A 22,075-nucleotide genomic window follows, 5' to 3' on the forward strand; every position below is an offset into this window, starting at 1 on the left:
ATGGACGCGCTCTTCGTCGCCGGCACGATGCTGCGGCGCGGGCTGCTGAACCCGGGCCACCCGGTCCGGATCGTGCGGCAGTTCGCGGCGCTGGGCCGGTGGGGTTTCGGCCTGGCCGGCGAGCTGCGGCAGGCGGCGGCCCGCAGCCCGCGCCGGGTCGCGGTGATCGACGAGCGGCGTCAGGTGACGTACGCGCAACTGCTGGACCGTGCCGAGCGTCTCGCCGGCGCCCTGCCGGTGGCTCCCGGCGACCGCGTCGGCCTGCTCTGCCGCAACTCGGCGCGGATGGTCGAGGCCCTGGTCGCGGTGACCACGCGCGGCGCCGACCCGGTGCTGGTCAACACCGGCCTGTCGCCGGGCCAGCTGGCCACCGTCGCGGCCGACCAGGGACTGCGGGCGCTGCTGTTCGACGACGAGTTCGCGCCCCGCGTCGCCCCGGTGCCGGACGTGGTGAAGATCGGCGAGGACCGTGTCGAGGAGCTGATCGCGGGCGGGCCGGCGCCCCGGCGCACCCGGCCGCCGCAGCGGCCCGGCCGCACCATCGTGCTCACGTCCGGGACCACCGGTGTGCCGAAGGGCGCCCGGCGCCCGACGCCGGGCGGATTCGGGCCGCTCTGCTCGGTGATCGACCGGATCCCGCTGCGCGCCGGGGAGCGGGTGCTGATCGCCGCGCCGCTGTTTCACACCTGGGGCTTCGCCGGCCTGCAGATCGCCCTGGCGCTGCGCGCGACGATCGTGCTGCGCCGCAAGTTCGACCCGGCCGCGGTCCTCGACGACCTGCTCCGGCACCGGTGCACCGGGATGATCGCGGTGCCGGTGATGGCGCAGCAGCTCATGGAACTGCCGCCACCGGCGGCGCGCCCGGCGCTGCGGGTGGTCGCGGTCAGCGGCTCGGCCCTGCCCGGCGGGCTGGCCACCAGGTTCATGGACCGGTACGGCGACGTGCTGTACAACCTGTACGGTTCCACCGAGGCGTCCTGGGCGTCCATCGCGACCCCGGCCGACCTGCGCTCGGCGCCGAGCACGGCGGGCCGGCCCCCGCACGGCACCCGGGTCGCGGTGCTCGACGAGGACGGCCGGCCGGTGCCGGCGGGCGCGGTCGGGCGGCTGTTCGTCGGCAACGAGATGCTGTTCGAGGGCTACACCAGCGGCGCGTCCCGGGCCATGCACGACGGGCTGCTGGCCACCGGCGATCTCGGGCATGTGGACGCCGACGGCCGGGTCTTCGTCGACGGCCGGGAGGACGACATGATCGTCTCCGGTGGGGAGAACGTGTACCCGGCCGAGGTGGAGGGGCTGCTCGCCGAGCTGCCGCAGGTGCGCGAGGTGGCGGTGATCGGGGTGCCGGACGACGAGTACGGGCAGCGGCTGGCGGCGTACCTGGTGTTGCGCGACGGCGAGACGCTCGACCCGGAGGCGGTGCGCGAGCACGTACGCCACCACCGGGCCCGGTTCAGCGTTCCCCGCGACGTGCGCTTCCTGGACGCGCTGCCGCGCAACGCGACCGGCAAGGTGGTCACCCGGGAGCTGCCGCGCTAGCCGTCGCCGTGCAGGATGCCGCCGGCGCCGGTGGCCAGCAGCACGGCCAGCACCAGCAGGTCGGCGACGCCGAGCAGGACGGCGGCGCGGGCGGCCGGGCGGCCCCAGCGGCCCGGTGTGCCGCGGCGCAGCGCGGCCAGCCCCAGGCCGATCGCCAGGCCACCGAAGACGACGCTGAACAGGAACAGGCCGGCCGCGCCGAACGCGACCGCCGCCGCGGTACGCCCATCGACCGGCACCACGGCCAGCCCGTCGCGCGGCGCCACGTCCACCGTGGCCGCCACCGGGACACGCCGGCGCCGGCGCAGGACCACGTGCCCGTGGGTGACCACCAGACAGACCGCGCCGGCCAGCACGCCCAGGGCCAGGCACAGCCACGGGTGCCCGGTCAGGGTCACCGGGCCGGCCAGCAGGATCCACATGAGCAAACCCGCGGCGAACAGCATTCGGACATCTCCTTCGATTCCGGAGGTGTGCCGCTGCATACCCCGGGTATCCGGCGACCATGCCGCAACGCTTCCACGACTACGACCGGGTGGCCATCGTCACCGGCTCCGACTCCGGTATCGGTGAGGCCACCGCCGTCGCCCTGGCCCGGGCGGGCTTCGACGTCGGCGTGACGTTCCGCTCCGACGAGGCCGGCGCGGCGCAGACCGCCGCCGCGGTCCGCGCCGCGGGCCGCCGCTGCGAGGTACGCCACCTCGACCTGACCCGCCTGCCCGGGGCCGCCGACGTGATCGACGACCTGGCCACCGCCCTCGGCGGACTGGGTGTCCTGGTCAACTGCGCCGGCACCGGGATCGCCACGCCGGTGGTGGACACCGGCTGGGACCGGTGGCGCGAGGTGCTCACGGTCGATCTGGACGGTCCGTTCCTGTGTGCCCAGCGCGCCGCCCGCCGGATGCTCGCCACCGGCCGCGGTGGCCGGATCGTCAACGTGACCAGCGTGCACGAGCACGCGCCCCGGGTCGGCTCCGGCGCGTACTGCGCCGCCAAGGGCGGCCTGGGCCTGCTCACCAAGGTGATGGCGCAGGAGCTGGCGCGGTCCGGGATCACCGTGAACGCGGTCGCTCCCGGCGAGATCGCCACCGAGATGACCGGGAACGAGGACGTCGATCCGTACGGTGTGGAGCGTCCCGGCATCCCGGCGGGCCGGCCCGGCGACGCCAACGAGGTGGCCGCCGTGATCGCCATGCTGGCGTCCCCGGAGGCCGCCTATGTCACCGGCGCGTCCTGGGTGGTCGACGGCGGGATGCTGCTGATGGGCCCGCAGGCCGGTTCGCACCTGCCGTCGCACGACTGGCGGGAGGGCTGACCGGCCCCGCCGGGTCCCGTGGCCGCACCGCGCCCCGGCGGGCGCGCGACGTGCCGGGTCAGCGGGTGGCGCTGGGCTCGGTCGTCTCCCGAGCGACCGGGCCGGCGGCCGAGCGCCGGGGCAGGGTCGCCGGGTCCGGCAGGTCGAGCAGGTCGTTCTCCGGGGCGGCGATCAGCCCGTTGCGGTGCGCGATCAACCGGCCGCCGGCGACCAGGTCGTCCAGCATCTCGGCGAGCCGGGCCATCCCGGCCCGCCCGGTGCTCCAGCCGAACAGCCGGGCCGCCGCCGCCAGCAGGTCGTCGCTCTCCACCAGGCCGGCGTCGAGCACCAGGTACTCCAGGGCCAGTTGCAGCTCGCCGTCGGCGACCTGGTCCGGTTTGCGGGCCACCTCGTCGCCGGGCACCCGGACCGCGGGCAGCGGCGCGTCGGCCGCGGTGACGAAGGTGCCGTCGAAGCTCACCGCGGCCGACGCGATGGCCGCCTCGATGGCCTGCCGGATCGGCTGGGTGATCCGGCTCAGGCCCCACGCGTCGCGGATCCGGCGGGTCAGCACGGCCAGGTGCACCGGGCCCTCCACCTCGGCGATCCGCTCCACGGTGCGTACCAGCAGGGCCCGGACCACCTGGTCGTTGACCCGGGCGGCGGCGGGCAGCGGCTCCAGCACGGCCCGCTGGTAGGGCAGCGCCCACTCGGGTGGCTGCGCCGGGCGGGTGAGCAGGTCCAGGTCCGGTTCGGCGAACACGTCCGGCACGGCCAGGGCGTTCTCGATCGCGGCGCGCAGCCGGCCCTCCTCCCGGATCCGGTCGTGGAACCACGCGACGCTCCAGATCCGGTGCAGGTGCCAGCCGAGACCGTGCAGCACCTGCTCGTGCAGGCGGTCGCGGTCCCGGGTGACCGGGACGCCGGCGTACGCCGGGCCGTCGCACTGCACGCCCAGGGCGTACGCGTCGCCGGCCGGCTCGGGGTGGCGTACGCCGATCTCGATGCGGCACCGGCCCGCGCCGACCTGGCGCGTCACCGGGTAACCCCAGCGCTCGACGGTGTCGGCCACCGCGGCGGCCAGCGGGGACAGCTCGGGGGCCGGCCACGGTGGCCCGCCGCGCTCGGCGTACTCCAGGTAGGCCGCCAGCCGCCGCTCCCCCTCGTCGGCCGGCTCGTCGCGGCGGGCCTCCGGGATCGCGGTGACCACCTCCACCCGGTGCCGGGCCCGGGTGATCGCCACGTCCAGCCGGCACGCCCCGGTCGGGCCGCCGGCCGCGGCCAGGTCCGGCCCGGTGGCCAGGATGATCACGTCACGTTCGTCGCCCTGCGCCGCGTCGGCGGACTTGACGAAGAAGCCGGTGAGCGGGTCGTCGGCGAGGAACCGCTCCAGGTCCGGGCGGGCGCCGATGACCGCCTCGACCGCGTCGGCGACCGCGTCGGCCTGCCCGACGGTCAGCGTGATCACGCCCAGGGACAGCGTGGGGCGGGTGCTGAAGTGGTGGGCAACCCGCTCGGCGACCAGGGCGGCCTCGACCGGGGCGTCGGCGGGGGGCAACAGGTGCAGGCCGAGGTCCGGGCCGGCCGGGTGCGCGCTCGGGAAGGTGAGCAGCCGGTCCTGGTAGAAGGCGTGGTTGGCGAAGCCGACCAGCGACTCGTGCCGGCTGCGGTAGTGCCGGGTCAGGCCCAGCCGGGTGAAGGCGCCGCAGTCGTTGGCCGCCACCATGATCGACGGGCGGCCACCGGCCGGGGGCAGCTGCTCGTCGTCGCCGATCACGATCAGTGACTGGCCGCGGTACGCGCAGGCCACCGCGGCGGCGGTGGTCATCCGGGACGCCTCGTCGATGATCACCACGTCGAACCGCCGGTCGGCGGGCAGGTAGCGGCTGGCCGCGGCGGGCGGCATGACGAAGCAGGGTTTGAGGGCGGCGGCCGCGTCCCAGGTTCGCTCCAGCAGCTCCCGCACCGGCAGGTGGCCGTCCTGCTTGAGACCCTCGTCGCGGATCAGCGCGGGCGCCCCGTCCGCGGTGACCGGTGGCCGGCGCGCGTTGACCGCCTCGATGATCGTGCCGGCCGCGTCCTGCGCCAGGTCGGCGTCGAGCCGGCGGAACTCCTCGACCAGCTCGTTGCGCTCCACCGCGGTCAGCGGCGCCAGCCGCTCGTCGTCGGCGATCACCGCGTCGGCCCAGGCCCGGTACACGGCCCGTTCGATCACCGGGTACAGCAGGGCGACGTCCACGCCGTGGTCGGCGCAGTGGTCGACGGCGCTGTCCACGCCGTGCTCGGCGAGCACCCCGCGGGCGGCCAGGTAGTCGAACCACTCGCGCTGGCCGGTGTCGTCGTCGTGCAGGTCGCGCAGCAGGTCGCGGGCGGTCTCGTAGCGGTCCAGGCTGGTACCGAGCCGGACCTGGCGGGCCGGCCCGAAGGCGTCGATGATCCGCTGCCGGGCCTCCTGCCAGCCGCTGATCAGCGCCGGCAGCTCGGCGAGCGGGCCGGGGTACGGCGCCAGCGCCGCCGCCTGCTCCGCGGTGAGCGCCGCGTCCGTACCGGTGCGCAGGGTCCGCGCGTGCGCCGCCCACTCGATCGCCCGGTGCAGCTCCCGCAGGTCGGTGTCGCGTCCCCGGTACCCGCGGCCGAGCACGTCGTGCAGTCCCGGCGCGCTCTCGGCCAGCGCCCGGGCCGCGTCGACGACCTGGGCGCGCACCTGCGCGACGGCGCGCGCCTCGGTGAGGTCCAGATCGCGTCCGGCGACCGCGCTGAGCTGCCCGATCACCTCGGCGGCCGTGCGCAGCGGCCCGACCTGGACGCGCAGCCAGTCGATCGCGGCGGTCACCGGGCCGTGCGCGAGCTGCGGGCGGGCCGCCGCCTCCGGCTCCGGGCGCAGCGTGCCGCGCCAGTGCCGGAACACCTCCCGCGCTTCGGCGACCGTGGCCAGCAGCCCGCCGTCGCCGCCCCGGTTGCAGACGTAGTCGATGACCTCCGCCAGCGACTCCGGCGGGGTCACCCGCAGCACCTCGGCGACCGTGTCCAGGGCCCGGCCGATCGACACGAAGTCGGTGTCCAGGCGCCGCCAGTAACGGCCGAGCAGGGCGGCGTTCTGCCGTTCCGCGGCGAGCAGACCCTCGTTGGCGCGCCGCCAGGCGACCGCCAGGGGCAGCTGGGCGACCGCCTCGTCGGTGCTGACGCCCGGTTCGGCGAGCGCGGCCACGGTCTCGCGGTCCCAGCGGTGGGCGGCGAGGAACCGGCGCACGCCGCGGTGCACGGTGGCGAAGCGTTCGGCGAGGTCCTCGACCGGCTCGTGCAGCACCGCGTCGGAGAAGTACACCCGGGCCGCGGCCCGGGCGGTGGCGACCGCCTCGACGTGCCGCCGCAGCGCCCCGGCCGCGGCGTGCACGCTGGCCTGCGCGCCCGGGGCGAACCAGGCCGCCTCCGGCTTGTCCGGCCGGGCGCCCAGCTCGGCGACGGCGGTGACCAGTTCGACGTCGGAGAAGCTGACCACCTCGGGCAGGCCGAGCCGGCCGGTGATCCGGTCCAGGTTGCGCTGCTGATGTTCCAGCTCGTCGGCGTCGGCGGCGAACCGGCCGGCCAGCGCCTTGGCCGCGGCCTCGGACAGCGGCTCCAGGTCGACCGCGGGCGGGGTCAGCTCGGGCTGCTCCGGCAGGTCGGCGACCGGCTGCCCGGCCAGCTCGGCGGCGGCCCGGCCGGTGCGGTCGCGGGCCAGCTCCTCGGCCGCGCGCATCTCGTCGAGCTGCCGCGCCAGGGTCGCGGCGGCCTCGCGGACCGGGCGCAGGCTGGTTGCGGTGAGCCAGTGATCGGCGGCCGCGGCGGGCCGGCGCGCGCCGTGCCCGGCGAGCTCGGCGAGCACGCCCGCGTCCGCCGGGAGCCGCACGTGGAACGCGGCGGCCAGCGGGGCGTAGGCGTCGGTGGCCGCGGTCAGCGCGTCCAGGGCGAGCTGGGCGCGCAGCAGGGCCGGGCCGAGCGGCTCCTTCTCGACCACCTCGCGCCAGCGGAACCCGCTGCGCTCGGTGGCCGGCCGCCACGCGTCGCGCAGGCGCTCGGTGGCGGCCCGGATGTCATCCAGCGCGTCCCCGGTCAGGGCCAGCGGTGGCAGGGCCGGGGCCGGGCCCTGCGGCACGTCCTGGAGCTGCGCGTACCGGCCGATGACGGCATGCAGGCTGCGGCCCAGCGGCGCGCGGTCCTCGTTGACCGCCTCCGCGTACGCGGTGAGCCGCTCCCGCCGGTCCCGCAACGTCTGCCGGTCCAGCTCGTCCATGCCCGGCGACGGCAGCGGCACGGCCTCCAGCGCGGCGGCGAGCGCGGCCGCCACCTGCTTGCGTCCGGCCCGGTGACCGTGCAGGTCGAGCAGGTAGTTGCCGAGTCCGGCGGCGACCAGCCGGTGCTGGACCACGTCCAGCGCGGACGCGGTCTCGGAGACGAACAGGACCCGTTTGCCGGCGTGTGCCAGCGCGCCGATCATGTTCGCCACGGTCTGCGACTTGCCGGTGCCGGGCGGCCCGTCGATCACGAAGCTGCGCCCGTCCAGGGCGGCGGCGACGCAGGCCCGCTGATCGGCGTCGGCGTCCAGCAGCAGCGGCGTCTCCCGCGCGTCGATCTGCGCGGCGGTGGGCGGCGCGAACCGGAAGTCGCCGTCCTCGGCAGCCAGCGCGCGGATCACCGGGTGCCGCAGGATCCGGTCCTCGTGCTCGGCGAGGTCCTGCCGGATCGCCTCGCCGGCCAGGTCGAAGCGGGCCAGCACGACCGCTTCGGCGACCCGCCAGCCGCTCCGGCCGGCGATCCGTTCCCGCAGCTGGTCGAGGTCGGCGGTGAGGTCGATGCGGTGCTCGCGCAGCCGGTGCGCCAGGGCCGGGTTGAGCAGCGGGTCGCCGGTGGCGGCGCGCAGCCGGGGCACGTCGCCGGGGCCGAGCGCGACCAGCTCGACCGGGGTCAGCAGCAGCGGGCTGGCGTGCCCGGCGCCGTCCGCGTCCGTCCAGTGCAGCAGGCCGGTGGCCAGGTGCAGGACGTTCTCGCCGTGGTCGAGGCTCTCCTGGTGCGAGTGCCGGCGCAGGTGCCGCAGCAGGGTGTGCAGGGTGTCGGCGGGCAGGTCGGTCGCCAGCCGTTCCGAGCCCCCGGGCCCGAAGGACCAGTCACGGCCACGGCGCAGGCGCTCGGTGACGGCGGCCGCGCCGGGGCGGGTGATCTCGACCAGGCCGGCGCCGGCACGCGGCAGGTCGAGGAGCCGGTCGGCGGCGCCGGGGTCGGTGATCCCGGCGCGCCAGGCGGCGAGCGCCGCGCGGACGTCGTCTCCCGGCCCGAGGTGTCCCTGCGCATCATCCGGCCCCATCTGCCCATTGCAGCAAGGCAACCGCAGCCGTGCTGGCGATTCGCCCGGATCATCGTCCGGCCGGTGGGTTTTCCGCGGCGCCGGCCGGTCCCGGCGGCCGGCGCCGCGACCCGCCACCGCCCGCGCCGCGATCCGCCGCTCGCCACCCGCGCCGCGACCCGCCGCCGCCCGCGCCGCGACCCGCCGATCGCCCCCCGCGCCGCGAACCACCGCCGCCCGCGCCGCGAACCACCGATCGCCCCCCCGCGCCGCGACCCGCCGATCGCCCCCCGCGCCGAGACCCACCGCCGCCCGCGCCGCGAACCACCGATCGCCCCCCGCGCCGCGACCCGCCGATCGCCGCCCGCGCCGCGACCCGCCGATCGCCGCCCGCACCGCGTGCTCAGCCGCGGCGGCGGGCCACCAGGACGGCGTCGTGGACGGTGCCGTCCCGGCCGTCGGGCAGCGTGGCGCGCCGCGGGCGTTTGACCGCGGTCAGCACCTCCCATCCGGCCGGGTCCAGGTCGGCGGCCACCTGTTCGGCGGTGAACATCATGTCCGGGAAGTGCATCCGGTGCGTGCTGTCGGCCAGGTCGTCCGGGTGGTGCCCGACGATCAGCAGGGTGCCGCCGGGCCGGACCGCGTCGGCCAGCCGGGCGTACAGCTCCCGCCGGGCCGGCTCGTCCAGGTGCATGAAGTGCGCCGAGACCAGGTCGTACGACCGGGCGGCGGGCGGGTCGGCGCGCAGGTCGGCCTGGGTGAAGGCGATCCGCCCGGCGAGTCCGGCGGCCGCGGCGTGCTCGGCGGCGCGTTGCAGCGCGACCGAGGAGATGTCGACCGCGGTGACCTCCCAGCCGCGTTCGGCCAGCCACACCGCGTCGGCGCCCTCACCGCAGCCGACGTCCAGCGCGCGCCCGGCGCTCAGCCCGGCCGCCTCGGTCACCAGCTGCGAGTTGGGCCGGCCGCTCCAGATCGACGACTTGGCCCGGTACCGCTGCTCCCACGCCTGCGCCTCGTGCATCGTCTCCCGCTGGCGCCGGTACTCGGCGACCGCGGCCCGGGTCTCCTCCGCGATCAGGTCCATGTTGATCATCGCGGCGGCGGTCTGCCCGCCCGCGGCGGCGACCGCCACGGTCGCGCCGAGATTGGTCACGTTGCCGGCCACCCAGACCCCGGGCACCGAGGTCGCGCCGGTCTCCTCGGCCGGGATCCGCACCCCGATCACCTGCCCGTTCATCTCCATCGGCACCGGCTGCAGCCCCAGCGAGGCGAGGAACTCGGAGCGGGCCACGAAGCGGGGGCCGAGCGCGATCGCGTCCAGCCGGATCACCCGGCCACCGGCCAGGCGTACCCCGGTGATCCGGTCGTCGGCGACCTCGACCGCCTCGACCGGCTCGCCGACCACCGGGATGCTGCGGGCGGCCAGCTCCTCGAACTGCTCGGGCGCCGGCATCGCCGCGCCGTTGAGCAGGTAGATCACCTCGTCGCTGAGCTGCCGCCACACCTGCGCGCCGTGCAGGCTGAGCGGGCCGGTGACGAGCACCCCGATCCGCCGGCCGCGCAGCTCCCAGCCGTGGCAGTACGGGCAGTGCGCCACGTCGCGTCCCCACCGCTGGGCCAGCCCGGGAATGTCCGGCAGTTCGTCGAGCAGCCCGGTGGTGACCAGCAGCCGCCGGCCGCGCACCTGCGTGCCGTCCGCCAGGGTGACGAGGAAGCCGTCCGGGGTGCGCTCGGCCTTCTCGGCGGTGCCGGTGCGCAGCTCCCCGCCGTACCGGGCCACCTCGGCGCGGCCGGCCGCGTAGAGCTCGGCCGGCGGGACACCCTCGCGGCCCAGCAGGTTGTGCACGTGGCCGGCCGGGGCGTTGCGCGGCTCGTCGCTGTCGATCACCAGGACCGAGCGCCGGGAGCGGGCCAGGGTCACCGCTGCGCTGAGTCCGGCGGCGCCACCACCGATCACCATCACGTCGTACGTCTGCTCCACCGTGGGCTCCTCTCCTGACCGTCGTTGCCGACCACCGTGCCCGGCATGCCGCCGAAACGGCAAGTATCGTTGCTGTTATGGCAAAAGACCTGGAGGCGGCGCTCGCCGCCGTCGGCCCGCAGCTGCGCACCCTGCGACAGAAGCGCGACATCACGCTGACCCAGCTCGCCGAGACCACCGGCATCTCGGTCAGCACCCTGTCCCGGCTGGAGTCCGGCGCCCGCCGGCCGACACTGGAGCTGCTGCTGCCCCTCGCCGAGGCATACCAGGTCACCCTGGACGAGCTGGTGGACGCGCCGGAGACCGGTGATCCGCGGGTGCGGCAGCGGCCGATCGAGCGCCACGGGCACACCTACATCCCGCTGACCCGGCGACCCGGCGGCGTCCAGGCCTACAAGCAGATCATCCCGCCGACCCCGGCGGACTTCGCCATGCCGCAGCAGACCCACGAGGGCTACGAGTGGATCTACGTGCTCAGCGGCCGGATCCGGCTGCTGCTCGGCGACCACGACATCGTGATCCACCCGGGCGAGGCCGCCGAGTTCGACACCCGCCTGCCACACCTGGTGCTCAACCCGGGCACCGAACCCGCCGAGATCATCAATCTCTTCGGGCCGCAGGGCGAGCGGGTCCACGTCCGCGCCCGCCCGCAACGCTGACCCGGCGCCGCTGATCGTGCCCGGCCCGGAGCTGCCGGCAGGCGGGGCCGGCGCGAGGGCGTAGGTTGTCGGGGTCACGGTGGCGGAAGGGGCGGTGGGGTGGGCGGGGACAGCGAGCTGGCGGTCACGGTCGAGGACGGGGTGGCGCTGCTGGAGATGCGCCGGCCGCCGGCCAACCACTTCGACGAGGCGCTGATCGGCCGGATCGTGGACGCGGCGACCGCGCTCGACGACGACCCCGGCTGCCGGGCCATCCTGCTCGCCGCCCAGGGCCGGCACTTCTGCGCCGGGGCGGATTTCGGTGGCGGGGAGTTCGCCACCGATCACGTGGCCGCCGCCGAGCGGCTGTACCGGCGGGCGGCGCGGCTGTTCGACGTACGCACGCCGATCGTCGCCGCCGTGCACGGCACCGCCGTCGGCGGCGGCCTCGGCCTGGCCTGCGCCGCGGACTTCCGGGTCGCCGAGGCGACGACCCGGTTCGTGGCGAACTTCGCCCGGCTCGGGTTCCACGCCGGTTTCGGGCTCAGCGTGACGCTGCCCGAGCTGATCGGCCGGCAGCGCGCGACCGACATGATGCTGACCGCGCGCCGGGTCGGCGGCGAGGAGGCGTTCCGGATCGGGCTGGCCGACCGGCTGGCCGAGCCGGGCCGGGTGCGCGAGACCGCCCGGGCGCTGGCCCTGCAGATCGCCGCGGCAGCCCCGCGGGCGGTCCGGTCCATGCGGGCCACGCTGCGCGGCGACCTGGCGGCCCGGGTACGCGCCGCCCTCGATCACGAGCTGGCCGAGCAGAGGGCACACTGGGCCACGAGGGACAGCGCCGAGGGCATCGCGGCGAGCCTGGCCCGGCGCACCCCGGTCTTCACCGGCGAGTGACGCCCGCGGCCACGCACGTCACGGGCCGGCACGCCGGCGTCACGGGCGCGCCGGGAACATGACGACCATCGCGACCCCGGGGTCGCGGGCCTCGGCGACCGCCTGGCCGCCGTGCGCGACCGCGAGCTGCCGGACGATCCACAGCCCCAGCCCGACACCCTGCTCCCCCTGCGCCGCGAACCGGCCGAACAGATCCTTGCGAAGGGTCTCCGGGATGCCGGGCCCGTGGTCGCGCACCTCCAGCCGGTCGGTGGCGCCGTCCCGGGCGACCCGTACGACGATCGGCGGCCGCCCGTAGCGCAGCGCATTGGTGAGCAGGTTGATCAGGATCTGTTCGAAGCGCTGCCGGTCCACGCAGAGCGTGGCGTCCTCGGCGATCTCCACCCGGATGTCCGCGCCCGGGTGGACGTACGACAGCGCGTCGCGCACGAGCTCGCGCGCCGGATACTCGCCCAGGTCCAGCTTCAGGCGCCCGGAGCTGTCGATGCGCTGCACGTCGAGCAGGGCGTCGGCCAGCCGGTGCAGCCGCGCGGTCTGCCGCAGCGCCACGTCCAGCATGCCGGCCCGCGTCCCGGTGGCGTCCTCGCGCAGCTCGTCGAGCACCAGCCGCACCGCGCCCAGCGGGCTGCGGACGTCGTGCGCCAGCGTATTGATCATCGCGGCGCGCCACCGCTCGATGCGGGCCAGCCGCTCCCGCTCGTCGCGCAGGTGCCGGGCCTGCGCCTCGATCAGCAGCGCGACGGCGAGCGCGACCGGCATCAGGACGGCGGCGCCGGCCAGCACCACGGGCGGCTGTCCGGTGAGGATCAGCGGCACCAGGTACGCGAGGGTGGCCGGGACGGCGTAGGCCAGCAGGATCCACCGCGGGAAGTGCAGCGCCGCCCAGGCGTAGACCAGCACCAGGAACGGGCCGGTGCCGGTCGCGACCCCGCCGAACGACCAGGTGGACAGCCCGAGCACGGCGAAGGCCGGCAGGGCGAGCAGGGCCGGCGCGTGCGGGGCGGCCCGCTCCCACGGGATCGCGACGGCGGCCGGCGCCAGGACGAAGTCGCACGCCGCGACGACGAGCAGCCGCCCGGACCGGTCCGGGTCGCTCAGCATGCCGACCAGCGCCAGCGCCCCGGCCAGCGCGAACAGCGCGGCGCTCTGCCGGGCGGCGGCGCGCGCCCCGGTGCCGAGAAGCCGGAAGATCCTGGTCTGCTCTACGCCGACAGGATATTGGCGGTCCGTCGTGCGGTTCCCGGCTTGTCGCAGAAAGGCCGCTAGACGACCCGGTTGCGCAGCGGCTGCCCGGCTCGCAACGCCCTCACGTTCTCCTCGATCAGGGCGGCCGCGCCGAGCGGCCGGCCGCCGGCCGCGTGCGGCGTGATGATCACGTTCGGCTCGTCCCACAGCCCGGACCCGGCCGGCAGCGGCTCGGTCTCGAACACGTCGAGGGCCGCGCCGGCGATCCGCCCGCGGCGCAGCGCGGCGAGCAGAGCGGCCTCGTCCAGGGTGCTGCCCCGGCCGACGTTGATCACCCAGGCGTGCGCCGGGAGCCGGTCCAGCACGGCGGCGTTGACCGCCCGCTCGGTCTCCGGCAGCGCCGGCAGGATCGCGATCAGCACGTCGGCGGTGGGTAGCAGCTCGGGCAGCCGCCGCGGGGTGACGACCGGGAAGCCGTGCCGCTCGCCGGCCGTACGCGCCACCCCGGTGACCCGGGCGCCGAGCGCGGCCAGCAGCGGGGCCAGGGTCCCGGCGATCCCGCCGAAGCCCCAGATCACCACGTGCGCGTCGCGCAGCGTACGGAAGGCGCCCGGCTCCCGGACCGGCTGCAATCCGCCCAGCTCCGCCGCCCAGCGGTGCCCGATCTGGGCCCGGACCAGCAGGTTCAGCCGGCGGGCGGCGGCCAGCACGAGGGCCAGCGTGTGTTCGGCGACGGTGCGGTCGTGCAGCCCGAGCCCGGCGGTGACGATCACCCCGGGCGCGAACCCGGCCCGCAGCACGGCGTCCGGCCCGGCGGCCAGGGTCTGCACCCAGCGCAGCCGGGTCAGCTGCCGCGCCGCGCCGGCCAGCTGGGTCGGCGGGTTGCCCCAGACGACCAGCGCCTCGGCGTCGGCGTGCCGCTCCGGGATCGGCTCGGCGACCGGGTAGACCACGCCGGTGACGCCCTCCGGCAGGGTGAGGTCGAGTTCCACCGAGTCGGGCAGCAGCAGCTTCATGGGTGGTGAGCCTGCCAGGTCAGCGGCGCGGCCGGTACAGCACCGCGGTGGCGTGTTTGCGTTTCCAGCGGCCCACCTCGGCGTATTCGGTGGTCAGCAGCTCACGCAGGCCGGGGCGGACGGTCAGCGGGTCGGGCCGCCGGTCGGCCACCATCAGCCAGATCCCGGTGGAGCCGGCCAGCCGCGCCGCGTCGTCCGGGTGCTCGGCGGCGATCAGCAGACCGGTCCGCGTGGACGGGATGCTGAGCAGGACGTCGCGCGGCCGGCTGGGCAGCCGGCGCAGGTAGTAGTCCATCCCGGCGCGCATCGCCCGGTTCCGCGGTGGGTAGACGATCACGTCGCCCGGCTGTTCGTACCGGCCGACCAGGGCGGCCAGGCCCCGGTAGTCCGGGCCGTTCTTCGCGGTCGGCTGGCGGATCGCCCGCTGCCCCGGCACGGCGACCGCGGCGAGCAGCAGCAGCACCGCGCCGATCCGCAGCAGCCGGCCGTCGAGCAGCCCGCGCCAGGTGCGCGGCTGCGGTGCGCCGGCGGCGAGGGCGACCGCGGCCAGAAGCGCCAGCGGGGCCAGCGCGACGAGCATGTACCGGGCCACCCACATCGGCGTGACCAGCACCGACGCGACCGCGACCGCGATCACCGGGGCGAGCGCCAGCACCGCCACCGGCACCAGCCGGCGCGCCGGATGCCACACCGCGAGCACCGCCATGCCCAGCAGCAGCCAGGCCACCGGGCTGGACCCGGTGATCTCCGCGGGCATCCGGCGGATCGCGCTCGCCGTGATCGGCGGCACCCAGTGCAGCTGGGTGCTGTCCTGCCGGGCGCCGAGGCCGGCCAGGGGTGCCAGCGGCGCCACCGCGACGACGACGGTGAGCAACCAGATCCCGGCCAGCCGGGGGTCACGCCGCCGCCGGGCGACGATGCCGACCGCGACGGCATGGGCGGCCAGGGTGCTGAGCGCGACGAGGTGGAACGCGCCGAGCAGCAGGACGGCGCCGCCGTAGAGCACCCAGACGTACCTACGCCGTGCCGCCGGGACGCCGGTGGCCGCGGCGTCGGGCCCGGCCGTCCGTGCGGCGTCGCGGCCACCCACCGCGACGAGCAGGAGCAGCAGCGAGAGCATGGAGAAGAAGCAGACGAACGCGTACGGGCGGGCCTCCGCCGCGTAGCGCGACGTGTTGGGGACGATCACCAGGAGCACGCCGGCGGTCAGCCCGATCAGCGGGGTGAACAGCCGGCGGCCGAGCTCGGCGGTCAGTCCCACCGCCGCGGCCATCGCCAGGATCGAGGGCAGCCGCAGGGACAGCTCGCCGTCGCCGAAGAGCGATGTCCAGAAGCGCAGGAACGCGTAGTACGTGCCGAACACCGCGTCCACGTTGTGGATCAGCCGCCAGATCTGTCCGAGGGTCCGCTGCGACACCTCGGCGGAGGTCACCTCGTCCCAGCTCAGCCGCGGGCGGGTGGCGCCGGTCAGGGCGACGGCGAGCATCAGCAGCGCGGAGATCGATCCGGGCAGGACCGCCCGTGCGCGGTCTGCCGCGACGGACGTCTCCGGCCGGACGGCGTTCCCGGGCTCGCTCACGTGGCGCTCTCCCCCGCCGGCGCTACCCGGCATCCGCTCGGCTCCTCGCCTCAGGGAACGTATCGTGCCCGCGCCAGAGCCCGGTCCGGTGAGCTTTCTCATGCACCCGGCCGTGTACCCGCGCCGGGCGCGCACGGCGGAGGCCACGGCGGCACGTGCCGTGGCCTCCGCGCGGGTCCGCCGGTCAGCTGCCGACCGGGCCGCCGTCGGGGCGCCAGGTGACGATGACCGACGGCTTGGCGTAGCCGCCGTCCGGCCACACCGAGGCCGGCTTGTCCACGGTGGCGCCGGAGATCTCACCCGGGTGCTGGACCGCGGTGAAGACCGACCGGTCGTCCGAGGTGATGAACGGGCCGCAGGTCTCGGCGCCACGCGGCACCGTGAGGAACTGCTTCAGGTGGCCCTTCTCCCGGCCCTCGATCGGCGTGGCGAACAGGCCGTCGTTGCTGCCCAGCGCGTTGCCGTCGGTGGAGATCCACAGGTTGCCGGCGCTGTCGAAGGCGACGTTGTCCGGGCAGGAGATCGGCGAGACGGCGCTCTTGTCGTACCCGCCGAAGTAGGTGTCGGCGGCGGCCGGGTCGCCGCAGACGATCGGCAGCGCCCAGGTGAACGTGGTGCCGGTGTGGTCGCCGCCGTCCTCGACGATCTCGAAGATGTGGCCGTGCTTGTTGGCGTTGCGCGGGTTGGCCTCGTCCGCGGGCGCGTTGGCGCCGACGCCGCGGTTGGAGTTGTTCGTCATCGCCGCGTAGATCTTGCCGGTGCGCAGGCTCGGCTGCACGTCCTCCGGGCGGTCCATCTTGGTCGCGCCGACCGCGTCACCGGCGAGCCGGGTGAAGGTGAGCACGTCGGCCGCGGTCATCCCGGGAACGAAGGAGTGGTTGCCGGAGACCAGCTTGATCCACTGGCCGCGGCCGTCGAACCGGCCGTCGGCGGGCAGCTTGCCGGTGCCGTCGATCTCGGCGGCCGGGCTGTCACCGGTGACCTTGGCGACGTAGAGCGTGCCGGACTCCAGCAGGGTCAGGTTGTGCCGGCGGGCCAGGTGCGAGTGCCCGGGCATGAACTTCTTGTCGGACACGAACTTGTACAGGTACTCGAACCGCTCGTCGTCACCCATGTACGCCACCACGTGGCCGTTGCGGGCCACGATGACGTTCGCGCCCTCGTGCTTGAGCCGGCCCAGCGCGGTGTGCTTGCGCGGCGTGGAGTCCGGGTCGAACGGGTCCACCTCGACCACCCAGCCGAAACGGTGCGCCTCGTTCGGGTGCTTGGCCAGGTCGAACCGCTCCTGGGCACGGTCCCACTTGCGCGAGCCGCTGGGGTACCGGGCGGTGGTGGTGATGCCGTAGCGGGCCAGCTTCGGCTTGAGCGCCTCGGGGGCCTGGTCGGCGCCGACGAAGTACTGGTTGAAGTTCTCCTCGCCGGAGAGCACCGTGCCCCACGGGGTGACGCCGCCGGAGCAGTTGTTCAGCGTGCCGATGACCGTGGTGCCGCGCGGGTCGGCGGCGGTGCGCAGCCAGGCCGACCCGGCGGCCGGGCCGGTCAGGCGGAACGTGCTGGCCAGGGCGGTGAACCGGCGGTTGTAGTGCAGGCGGCGGCTCTTCACCGGACGCCACTGCCCGGTACGCCCGACCCGCTCGATCTCCACCACGGACAGACCGTGCGCGGCCATGGCCACCTCGATCTGCTCCACGGTGAGCGCGTCCAGGGTGGTGAAGCCCGGGAACATCAGCTCCTCGTTGGTGTACTCGTGGTTGACCACCAGCAGCGCCTTGTCGTCGCAGCCGGGCAGCGGCAGCACGCCGACGAAGTCGTTGTTGAAGCCGAACTGCCGGGCCTGCCGGGCCGCGGTCTGGTGGTGCAGGTCGAACTCGGGGGCGCCGGCGACGACCGGGTCGCCCCAGCGGATCACCACGGAGGTGCGGTAGCCGGCCGGGATGGTGACCGCGTCCAGGGTGTTCGGCGCGACCGGCTCGAAGGTGAGGGCGCCGGCCCGGGTGGGCTTGGGCTTGCGGCCACCGGCCAGCGCCTCGGTGGCGGGGGCGGCGGCGGCCGGGCTCGCCAGGCCGGCCACCGCGGCGCCGCCGAAGCCGAGCACCATGGCGCCGACGGCGCCGGCGCGGACCACGCCGCGGCGGCTCATCTCGGCGTTGACCACGTCACCGAGGTACGGGTTGGCCGACTCGTTGGGCGCGGGGTGGTCACACGCGTTGCCGCATCGGTAGAGACAGGTCATCGCGTCCCGGCTGCCGCCACTGTGTCCGAGCAGCGGAAGAAGACGGCGATTGGTGTCTGGCATTGGTTCTCCCTCGTGGATGTCCGCGCTGATGGCGGGCAATCGCCGACGGTAGGTGCGCGGGTGTACGCCGGCCACCGGCTCCGGGTGAACGTGAGGTGAACGTCGATGTCGGTCACCGGTCGGGCACGCACCGGCTCGGACACCCCGCCGATCCGGGGCGGAATCCGCCCTGTCCGGACCTTCTGCGTTAACGCTAACAAGACCGAGTCCGGCGCGCCAGGGACGCAATTGAGCAGCTCGGACATCGACACCGTCCTCTTGACAAGCACATCGATGTTTGCGTACACATTGCTGAGCTCGCGGTACCGAAACATCCCCGACACACTCGCGTTGCGTTCCCCGTACCGGAGGACCCCTCATGCCCAGAATCCGAACCCGCCTGGCCGGCGCGGCAGCCCTGCTGGTGTCGCTGCCGCTCGCGGTCGCCCCGCCGGTCTCGGCCGCCGCCGCCGAACCGGACTACTCGATCAGGGTGAGCCCGGACGCCACCGGCCCGGCCCTGTCGAAGCAGCAGTACGGCGTCTTCTTCGAGGACATCAACTACGCCGCCGACGGTGGCCTCTACGCCGAACTGGTCCGCAACCGCTCGTTCGAGTTCACCGCCACCGACGCCGCCGGGTTCACCGGCCTGACCGCTTGGACGCCCACCGGCGCCGCCACCGTGGTCAACGACGATCAGCGGCTCAACGAGCGCAACCGCAACTACCTCAAGCTCACCGGTCCGGCCGCGGTCACCAACGCCGGCTACGACACCGGCATCGCCGTACGCGACGGCGCCACCTACGACTTCTCGGTGTGGGCGCGCACCGACGCGGCCGGCGGCGCCCCGCTCACCGTCACGCTGCGCACCAGCGACGGCGCCGCCCTGGCCGCGCCGCTGCGCCTGACCGCGAAGAGCGACACCTGGACGAGGTACACCGGCACGCTGCGCGCCACCGGCACCAGCGACCGGGCCCGGCTCACCGTCGACAGCCGGGGCGCCGGCACGCTGCGGCTGGACGAGATCTCGCTGTTCCCCCGGGACACCTACAAGGGCCGCCGCAACGGCCTGCGCAAGGACCTGGCCGAGAAGATCGAGGCGCTGCACCCGGGCTTCGTCCGGTTCCCCGGCGGCTGCCTGGTCAACACCGGCAGCATGTACCCGTACGACGCCGCGAACGGCTACCCGCGGGCCCGGTCGTACCAGTGGAAGGACACCGTCGGGCCGGTCGAGACCCGGGCGACGAACAAGAACTTCTGGGGCTACAACCAGTCCTACGGCCTCGGCTACTACGAGTACTTCCAGTTCTCCGAGGACATCGGCGCGATGCCGCTGCCGGTGCTGCCGGCCCTGGTCACCGGCTGCGGGCAGAACCGGGCCACGAACGACCCGGCGCTGCTGCGGCAGCACATCCAGGACGCGCTGGACCTGATCGAGTTCGCCAACGGCCCGGTCACCTCGACCTGGGGCAGGCTGCGCGCCGACATGGGACACCCGAAGCCGTTCGGGCTGACCACCGTCGCGGTCGGCAACGAGGAGAACCTGCCCGAGGAGTACTGGGCGAACTTCCTGCAGTTCGAGTCGGCGATCAAGGCGAAGCACCCGGACATCACCGTGGTGAGCAACTCCGGCCCGGACGACCAGGGCGGCACGTTCGAGAACCTGTGGGCCAAGAACCGCTCGCACGGCAGCGACATGGTCGACGAGCACTACTACAACAGTCCCGCCTGGTTCCTGCAGAACAACGCGCGCTACGACACCTACGACCGCAACGGCCCGAAGGTCTTCCTCGGCGAGTACGCGTCGCTGGACGCCAAGTTCTCCAACTCGCTGGCCGAGGCGGCCTACATGACCGGCCTGGAGCGCAACGCCGACGTGGTCAAGATGGCGTCCTACGCGCCGCTGCTGGCCAACATCGACAACGTGCAGTGGAAGCCGGACATGATCTGGTTCGACAACGACGAGTCCTGGGGCTCCACCAGCTACCAGGTGCAGAAGCTGTTCATGAACAACGTCGGTGACCGGGTGGTGCCGAGCACGGTCAGCGGCGGCGGCGTGGTGCGGCCCAGGCCGATCACCGGCGCGGTCGGCCTGTCCACCTGGCGCACCGCGGCGACCTATGACGACGTCAAGGTCACCCGCCCGGACGGCACGGTGCTGTTCAGCGACGACTTCAACGACGGCGACGCCGACGGCTGGACCGCGGTGCAGCCGCGCGGCACGTGGACGGCGACCGGCGGCGGGTACGCCCAGACCGACACCGCCTCCGAGGACACCATGGTCAAGGCGGCGACGATCACCGACACCGACTACGACTACACGCTGAAGGCGACCAAGCAGGCCGGCGCCGAGGGCTTCCTGGTGGCGTTCGGCGTCCAGGAGACCGGCAACTTCTACTGGTGGAACCTGGGCGGCTGGAACAACACCCAGGGCGCCGTGGAGAAGGGCGTCACCAGCGCCAAGGAGCAGCTGCTCACCAAGCCGAACACGGTGGAGACCGGCCGCACCTACGACCTCAAGGTCCAGGTCCGGGGCACCAGGGTCACGCTGTTGCTGGACGGCGTGGAGTGGGGCAGCTTCGACGACAACGCGGTCACCGAGCCGTTCGCTCAGGTGGTCACCACCGACACGAAGACCGGCGAGCTGATCGTGAAGGTGGTCAACGCCCAGGACAAGCCGGCGGTCACCCGCATCGACCTCGGTGGCCGCAAGGTCGCCACGACCGCGAAGATGACCGTCCTGGCCGGCGACCCGGGTGAGCAGAACACCCGTACCGCCGAGCCGATCCAGCCGGTGACCAGCACGGTCCGCGGCGTCTCGGCGGACTTCACCCGCGAGTTCCCGGCGAACTCGGTCACCTTCCTGCGCATCCGGACCCGATGAGGAGCCCGCACATGACGTACGTCAATCGCCGCACCCTGCTCAGGGGCGGCCTCGGGGTGACCACCGCCGGTGCCCTCGCCACGATCCTCCCGGCGGGCGCCGAAGGCGCGCCGCATGCCGACCCGGTGCCCACCGACGCGCAGATCTACGGCGTGCCCACCACCCAGCCCCTGGTCAGCCGGCGGGCCGACCCGTTCGTCACCCCGCGGGTGAACGGCATGTACTACTTCACCGGCTCGGTGCCGGAGTACGACCGGATCGTGGTGCGCGGCGCGAGCACGCTCGCCGGGCTGACCGACGCCGCCGAGACGACATCTGGAAACGGCCGGCGACCGGCGTCATGGCCGGGCACATCTGGGCCCCGGAGCTGCACCGCATCGACGGCAGGTGGTACGTCTACTTCGCCGCCGGCGACTCCGACGACGTCTTCCGGGTGCGTATCTACGTCCTGGAGTCGGCCCTGGACGACCCGCGCGACGCCGCCGGGTGGAGCCTCAAGGGCAAGGTCGCCCTGGAGTGGGACAGCTTCGCGCTGGACGCCACCACGTTCGCGCACCGCGGCCGGCGGTACCTGGTGTGGGCGCAGAGCGAGCCGGAGATCGCGGTCAACTCCAGCCTGTACATCGCCGAGATGGCCAACCCGTGGACGCTTTCGAGCAAGCCCACCCGGATCACCACGCCCACCCGTGGCTGGGAGATCCAGGGCTACCGGGTGAACGAGGGCCCGGCCGTGCTGATCCGCAACGGGCGGGTCTTCCTCACCTTCTCGGCCAGCGCCACCGACGCGCGCTACTGCATGGGCCTGCTCACCGCGGACGCCGACGCGAACCTGCTGGAGCGGGCCAGCTGGGTGAAGACCCCGGACCCGATCTTCGTGAGCAACGACGAGACGAGGCGCTGGGGTCCCGGGCACAACGCGTTCACCGTGGCCGAGGACGGCAAGACCGACGTGCTGGTCTACCACGCCCGCGACTACGAGCAGATCACCGGCGACCCGCTGTACGACCCGAACCGGCACGCCCGCGTGCAGAAGCTCTACTGGCACCCGGACGGCACCCCGCTGTTCGGGGTGCCGGTCGGCGACGGCGGCCCGATCGTGCGCCTGTCGCCGCGGGACTCGCGGGACTCGTACGTCCGCCACACCGGCTCCGCCGTGCAGGTCGCGCAGGCGCCACGGGACCTGGGCGCCACCCAGTTCCGGTTCGTCGCCGGGGCGGACGGCGCGGAGACGATCCAGTCGGTGGACCAGCCGTCGCTGTTCGTCCGGATCGACGGCGCCACCGTGCGGCTGGACCCGACCGGCACGCCGGTACGCCGGATCCCGGCCAAGGGCGGAGTGACCATCCGCAGCGCCGCCGACCCGACGATCCACCTGCGGCAGTCCGCCGGTGTGCTGACGGCGGGCCCGAAGGCGACGGTCTTCCGCCTGAGCTGACCGGCGCCGGTTTCGCCGGGCCGGCCGGCCCGGCG

The 22,075-nt window shown here is 74.7% G+C and carries 13 protein-coding genes; 6 read left to right on the top strand and 7 right to left on the bottom strand.

Annotated features, from left to right (window positions below):
• The gene (locus ACTEI_RS22845; protein ID WP_122979522.1) at positions 1-1,539 is read left to right on the top strand and encodes an AMP-binding protein; all 1,539 of its coding nucleotides are present in this window, start codon (positions 1-3) and stop codon (positions 1,537-1,539) included.
• On the opposite strand, the gene ACTEI_RS22850 is transcribed toward ACTEI_RS22845, so the two are convergent.
• Entirely contained in the window at positions 1,536-1,985 is a 450-nt protein-coding gene (locus ACTEI_RS22850; RefSeq protein ID WP_122979523.1) for a hypothetical protein, read from the bottom strand. The genes ACTEI_RS22845 and ACTEI_RS22850 overlap by 4 nt on opposite strands.
• 59 nt (positions 1,986-2,044) lie before the next feature.
• Between ACTEI_RS22850 and ACTEI_RS22855 the strand changes: the two genes are divergently transcribed.
• Positions 2,045-2,854: an SDR family oxidoreductase gene (locus ACTEI_RS22855; RefSeq protein WP_122979524.1), complete on the top strand. Its 810-nt coding sequence runs from the start codon at positions 2,045-2,047 to the stop codon at positions 2,852-2,854.
• A gap of 58 nt (positions 2,855-2,912) precedes the next feature.
• Here the strand turns inward: ACTEI_RS22855 and ACTEI_RS22860 are convergent, their stop codons facing one another.
• Positions 2,913-8,174: a DUF3320 domain-containing protein gene (locus ACTEI_RS22860; RefSeq protein ID WP_122979525.1), complete on the bottom strand. Its 5,262-nt coding sequence runs from the start codon at positions 8,172-8,174 to the stop codon at positions 2,913-2,915.
• Positions 8,175-8,556: 382 nt separating this feature from the next.
• Positions 8,557-10,134, bottom strand: coding sequence for an FAD-dependent oxidoreductase (locus ACTEI_RS22865; protein WP_122979526.1), 1,578 nt, complete (start codon positions 10,132-10,134; stop codon positions 8,557-8,559).
• 77 nt (positions 10,135-10,211) lie between these two features.
• Between ACTEI_RS22865 and ACTEI_RS22870 the strand changes: the two genes are divergently transcribed.
• Positions 10,212-10,793, top strand: coding sequence for a helix-turn-helix domain-containing protein (locus tag ACTEI_RS22870; protein ID WP_122979527.1), 582 nt, complete (start codon positions 10,212-10,214; stop codon positions 10,791-10,793).
• 99 nt (positions 10,794-10,892) lie between these two features.
• Positions 10,893-11,666 (top strand): enoyl-CoA hydratase/isomerase family protein, encoded by a 774-nt coding sequence (locus ACTEI_RS22875; protein ID WP_239082474.1) that lies wholly within the window; start codon positions 10,893-10,895, stop codon positions 11,664-11,666.
• A 39-nt stretch (positions 11,667-11,705) separates the two neighbouring features.
• Here the strand turns inward: ACTEI_RS22875 and ACTEI_RS22880 are convergent, their stop codons facing one another.
• From ACTEI_RS22880 to ACTEI_RS22895, 4 genes are all read right to left on the bottom strand, one after another.
• The gene (locus tag ACTEI_RS22880; protein WP_122979528.1) at positions 11,706-12,767 is read right to left on the bottom strand and encodes a sensor histidine kinase; all 1,062 of its coding nucleotides are present in this window, start codon (positions 12,765-12,767) and stop codon (positions 11,706-11,708) included.
• A 161-nt stretch (positions 12,768-12,928) separates the two neighbouring features.
• The gene (locus tag ACTEI_RS22885; RefSeq protein WP_122979529.1) at positions 12,929-13,867 is read right to left on the bottom strand and encodes an NAD(P)-dependent oxidoreductase; all 939 of its coding nucleotides are present in this window, start codon (positions 13,865-13,867) and stop codon (positions 12,929-12,931) included.
• Between the two features lie 19 nt (positions 13,868-13,886).
• Positions 13,887-15,446 carry a glycosyltransferase family 39 protein gene (locus ACTEI_RS22890; RefSeq protein ID WP_164466048.1) on the bottom strand — a complete coding sequence of 520 codons (1,560 nt, stop codon included), beginning with the start codon at positions 15,444-15,446 and terminating at the stop codon, positions 13,887-13,889.
• 184 nt (positions 15,447-15,630) lie between these two features.
• A complete protein-coding gene (locus tag ACTEI_RS22895; RefSeq protein ID WP_122979531.1) occupies positions 15,631-17,742 on the bottom strand; it encodes a PhoX family protein in 2,112 nt (703 codons plus the stop codon).
• A 358-nt stretch (positions 17,743-18,100) separates the two neighbouring features.
• Here ACTEI_RS22895 and ACTEI_RS22900 point away from each other — a divergent pair, with 358 nt between their 5' ends.
• Together ACTEI_RS22900 and ACTEI_RS22905 are read left to right on the top strand one after the other, a co-directional pair.
• A complete protein-coding gene (locus tag ACTEI_RS22900) occupies positions 18,101-20,605 on the top strand; it encodes an alpha-L-arabinofuranosidase C-terminal domain-containing protein (RefSeq protein ID WP_122979532.1) in 2,505 nt (834 codons plus the stop codon).
• A 340-nt stretch (positions 20,606-20,945) separates the two neighbouring features.
• Positions 20,946-22,040 carry a family 43 glycosylhydrolase gene (locus ACTEI_RS22905; RefSeq protein WP_239082475.1) on the top strand — a complete coding sequence of 365 codons (1,095 nt, stop codon included), beginning with the start codon at positions 20,946-20,948 and terminating at the stop codon, positions 22,038-22,040.
• Positions 22,041-22,075 lie beyond the last annotated feature (35 nt).

Origin of the sequence: Actinoplanes teichomyceticus ATCC 31121 (genome assembly GCF_003711105.1) — a bacterium.
Classification (GTDB): domain Bacteria; phylum Actinomycetota; class Actinomycetes; order Mycobacteriales; family Micromonosporaceae; genus Actinoplanes; species Actinoplanes teichomyceticus.

What these genes read in the sequence shown, in the direction of transcription:
- ACTEI_RS22870 (WP_122979527.1), top strand. Translation starts at nt 10,212, where the DNA reads ATGGCAAAAGACCTGGAGGCGGCGCTCGCCGCCGTCGGCCCGCAGCTG.
- ACTEI_RS22885 (WP_122979529.1), bottom strand. Translation starts at nt 13,867, where the DNA reads ATGAAGCTGCTGCTGCCCGACTCGGTGGAACTCGACCTCACCCTGCCG.
- ACTEI_RS22850 (WP_122979523.1), bottom strand. Translation starts at nt 1,985, where the DNA reads ATGCTGTTCGCCGCGGGTTTGCTCATGTGGATCCTGCTGGCCGGCCCG.
- ACTEI_RS22895 (WP_122979531.1), bottom strand. Translation starts at nt 17,742, where the DNA reads ATGCCAGACACCAATCGCCGTCTTCTTCCGCTGCTCGGACACAGTGGC.
- ACTEI_RS22845 (WP_122979522.1), top strand. Translation starts at nt 1, where the DNA reads ATGGACGCGCTCTTCGTCGCCGGCACGATGCTGCGGCGCGGGCTGCTG.
- ACTEI_RS22880 (WP_122979528.1), bottom strand. Translation starts at nt 12,767, where the DNA reads ATGCTGAGCGACCCGGACCGGTCCGGGCGGCTGCTCGTCGTCGCGGCG.
- ACTEI_RS22860 (WP_122979525.1), bottom strand. Translation starts at nt 8,174, where the DNA reads ATGGGGCCGGATGATGCGCAGGGACACCTCGGGCCGGGAGACGACGTC.
- ACTEI_RS22855 (WP_122979524.1), top strand. Translation starts at nt 2,045, where the DNA reads ATGCCGCAACGCTTCCACGACTACGACCGGGTGGCCATCGTCACCGGC.
- ACTEI_RS22900 (WP_122979532.1), top strand. Translation starts at nt 18,101, where the DNA reads ATGCCCAGAATCCGAACCCGCCTGGCCGGCGCGGCAGCCCTGCTGGTG.
- ACTEI_RS22905 (WP_239082475.1), top strand. Translation starts at nt 20,946, where the DNA reads ATGGCCGGGCACATCTGGGCCCCGGAGCTGCACCGCATCGACGGCAGG.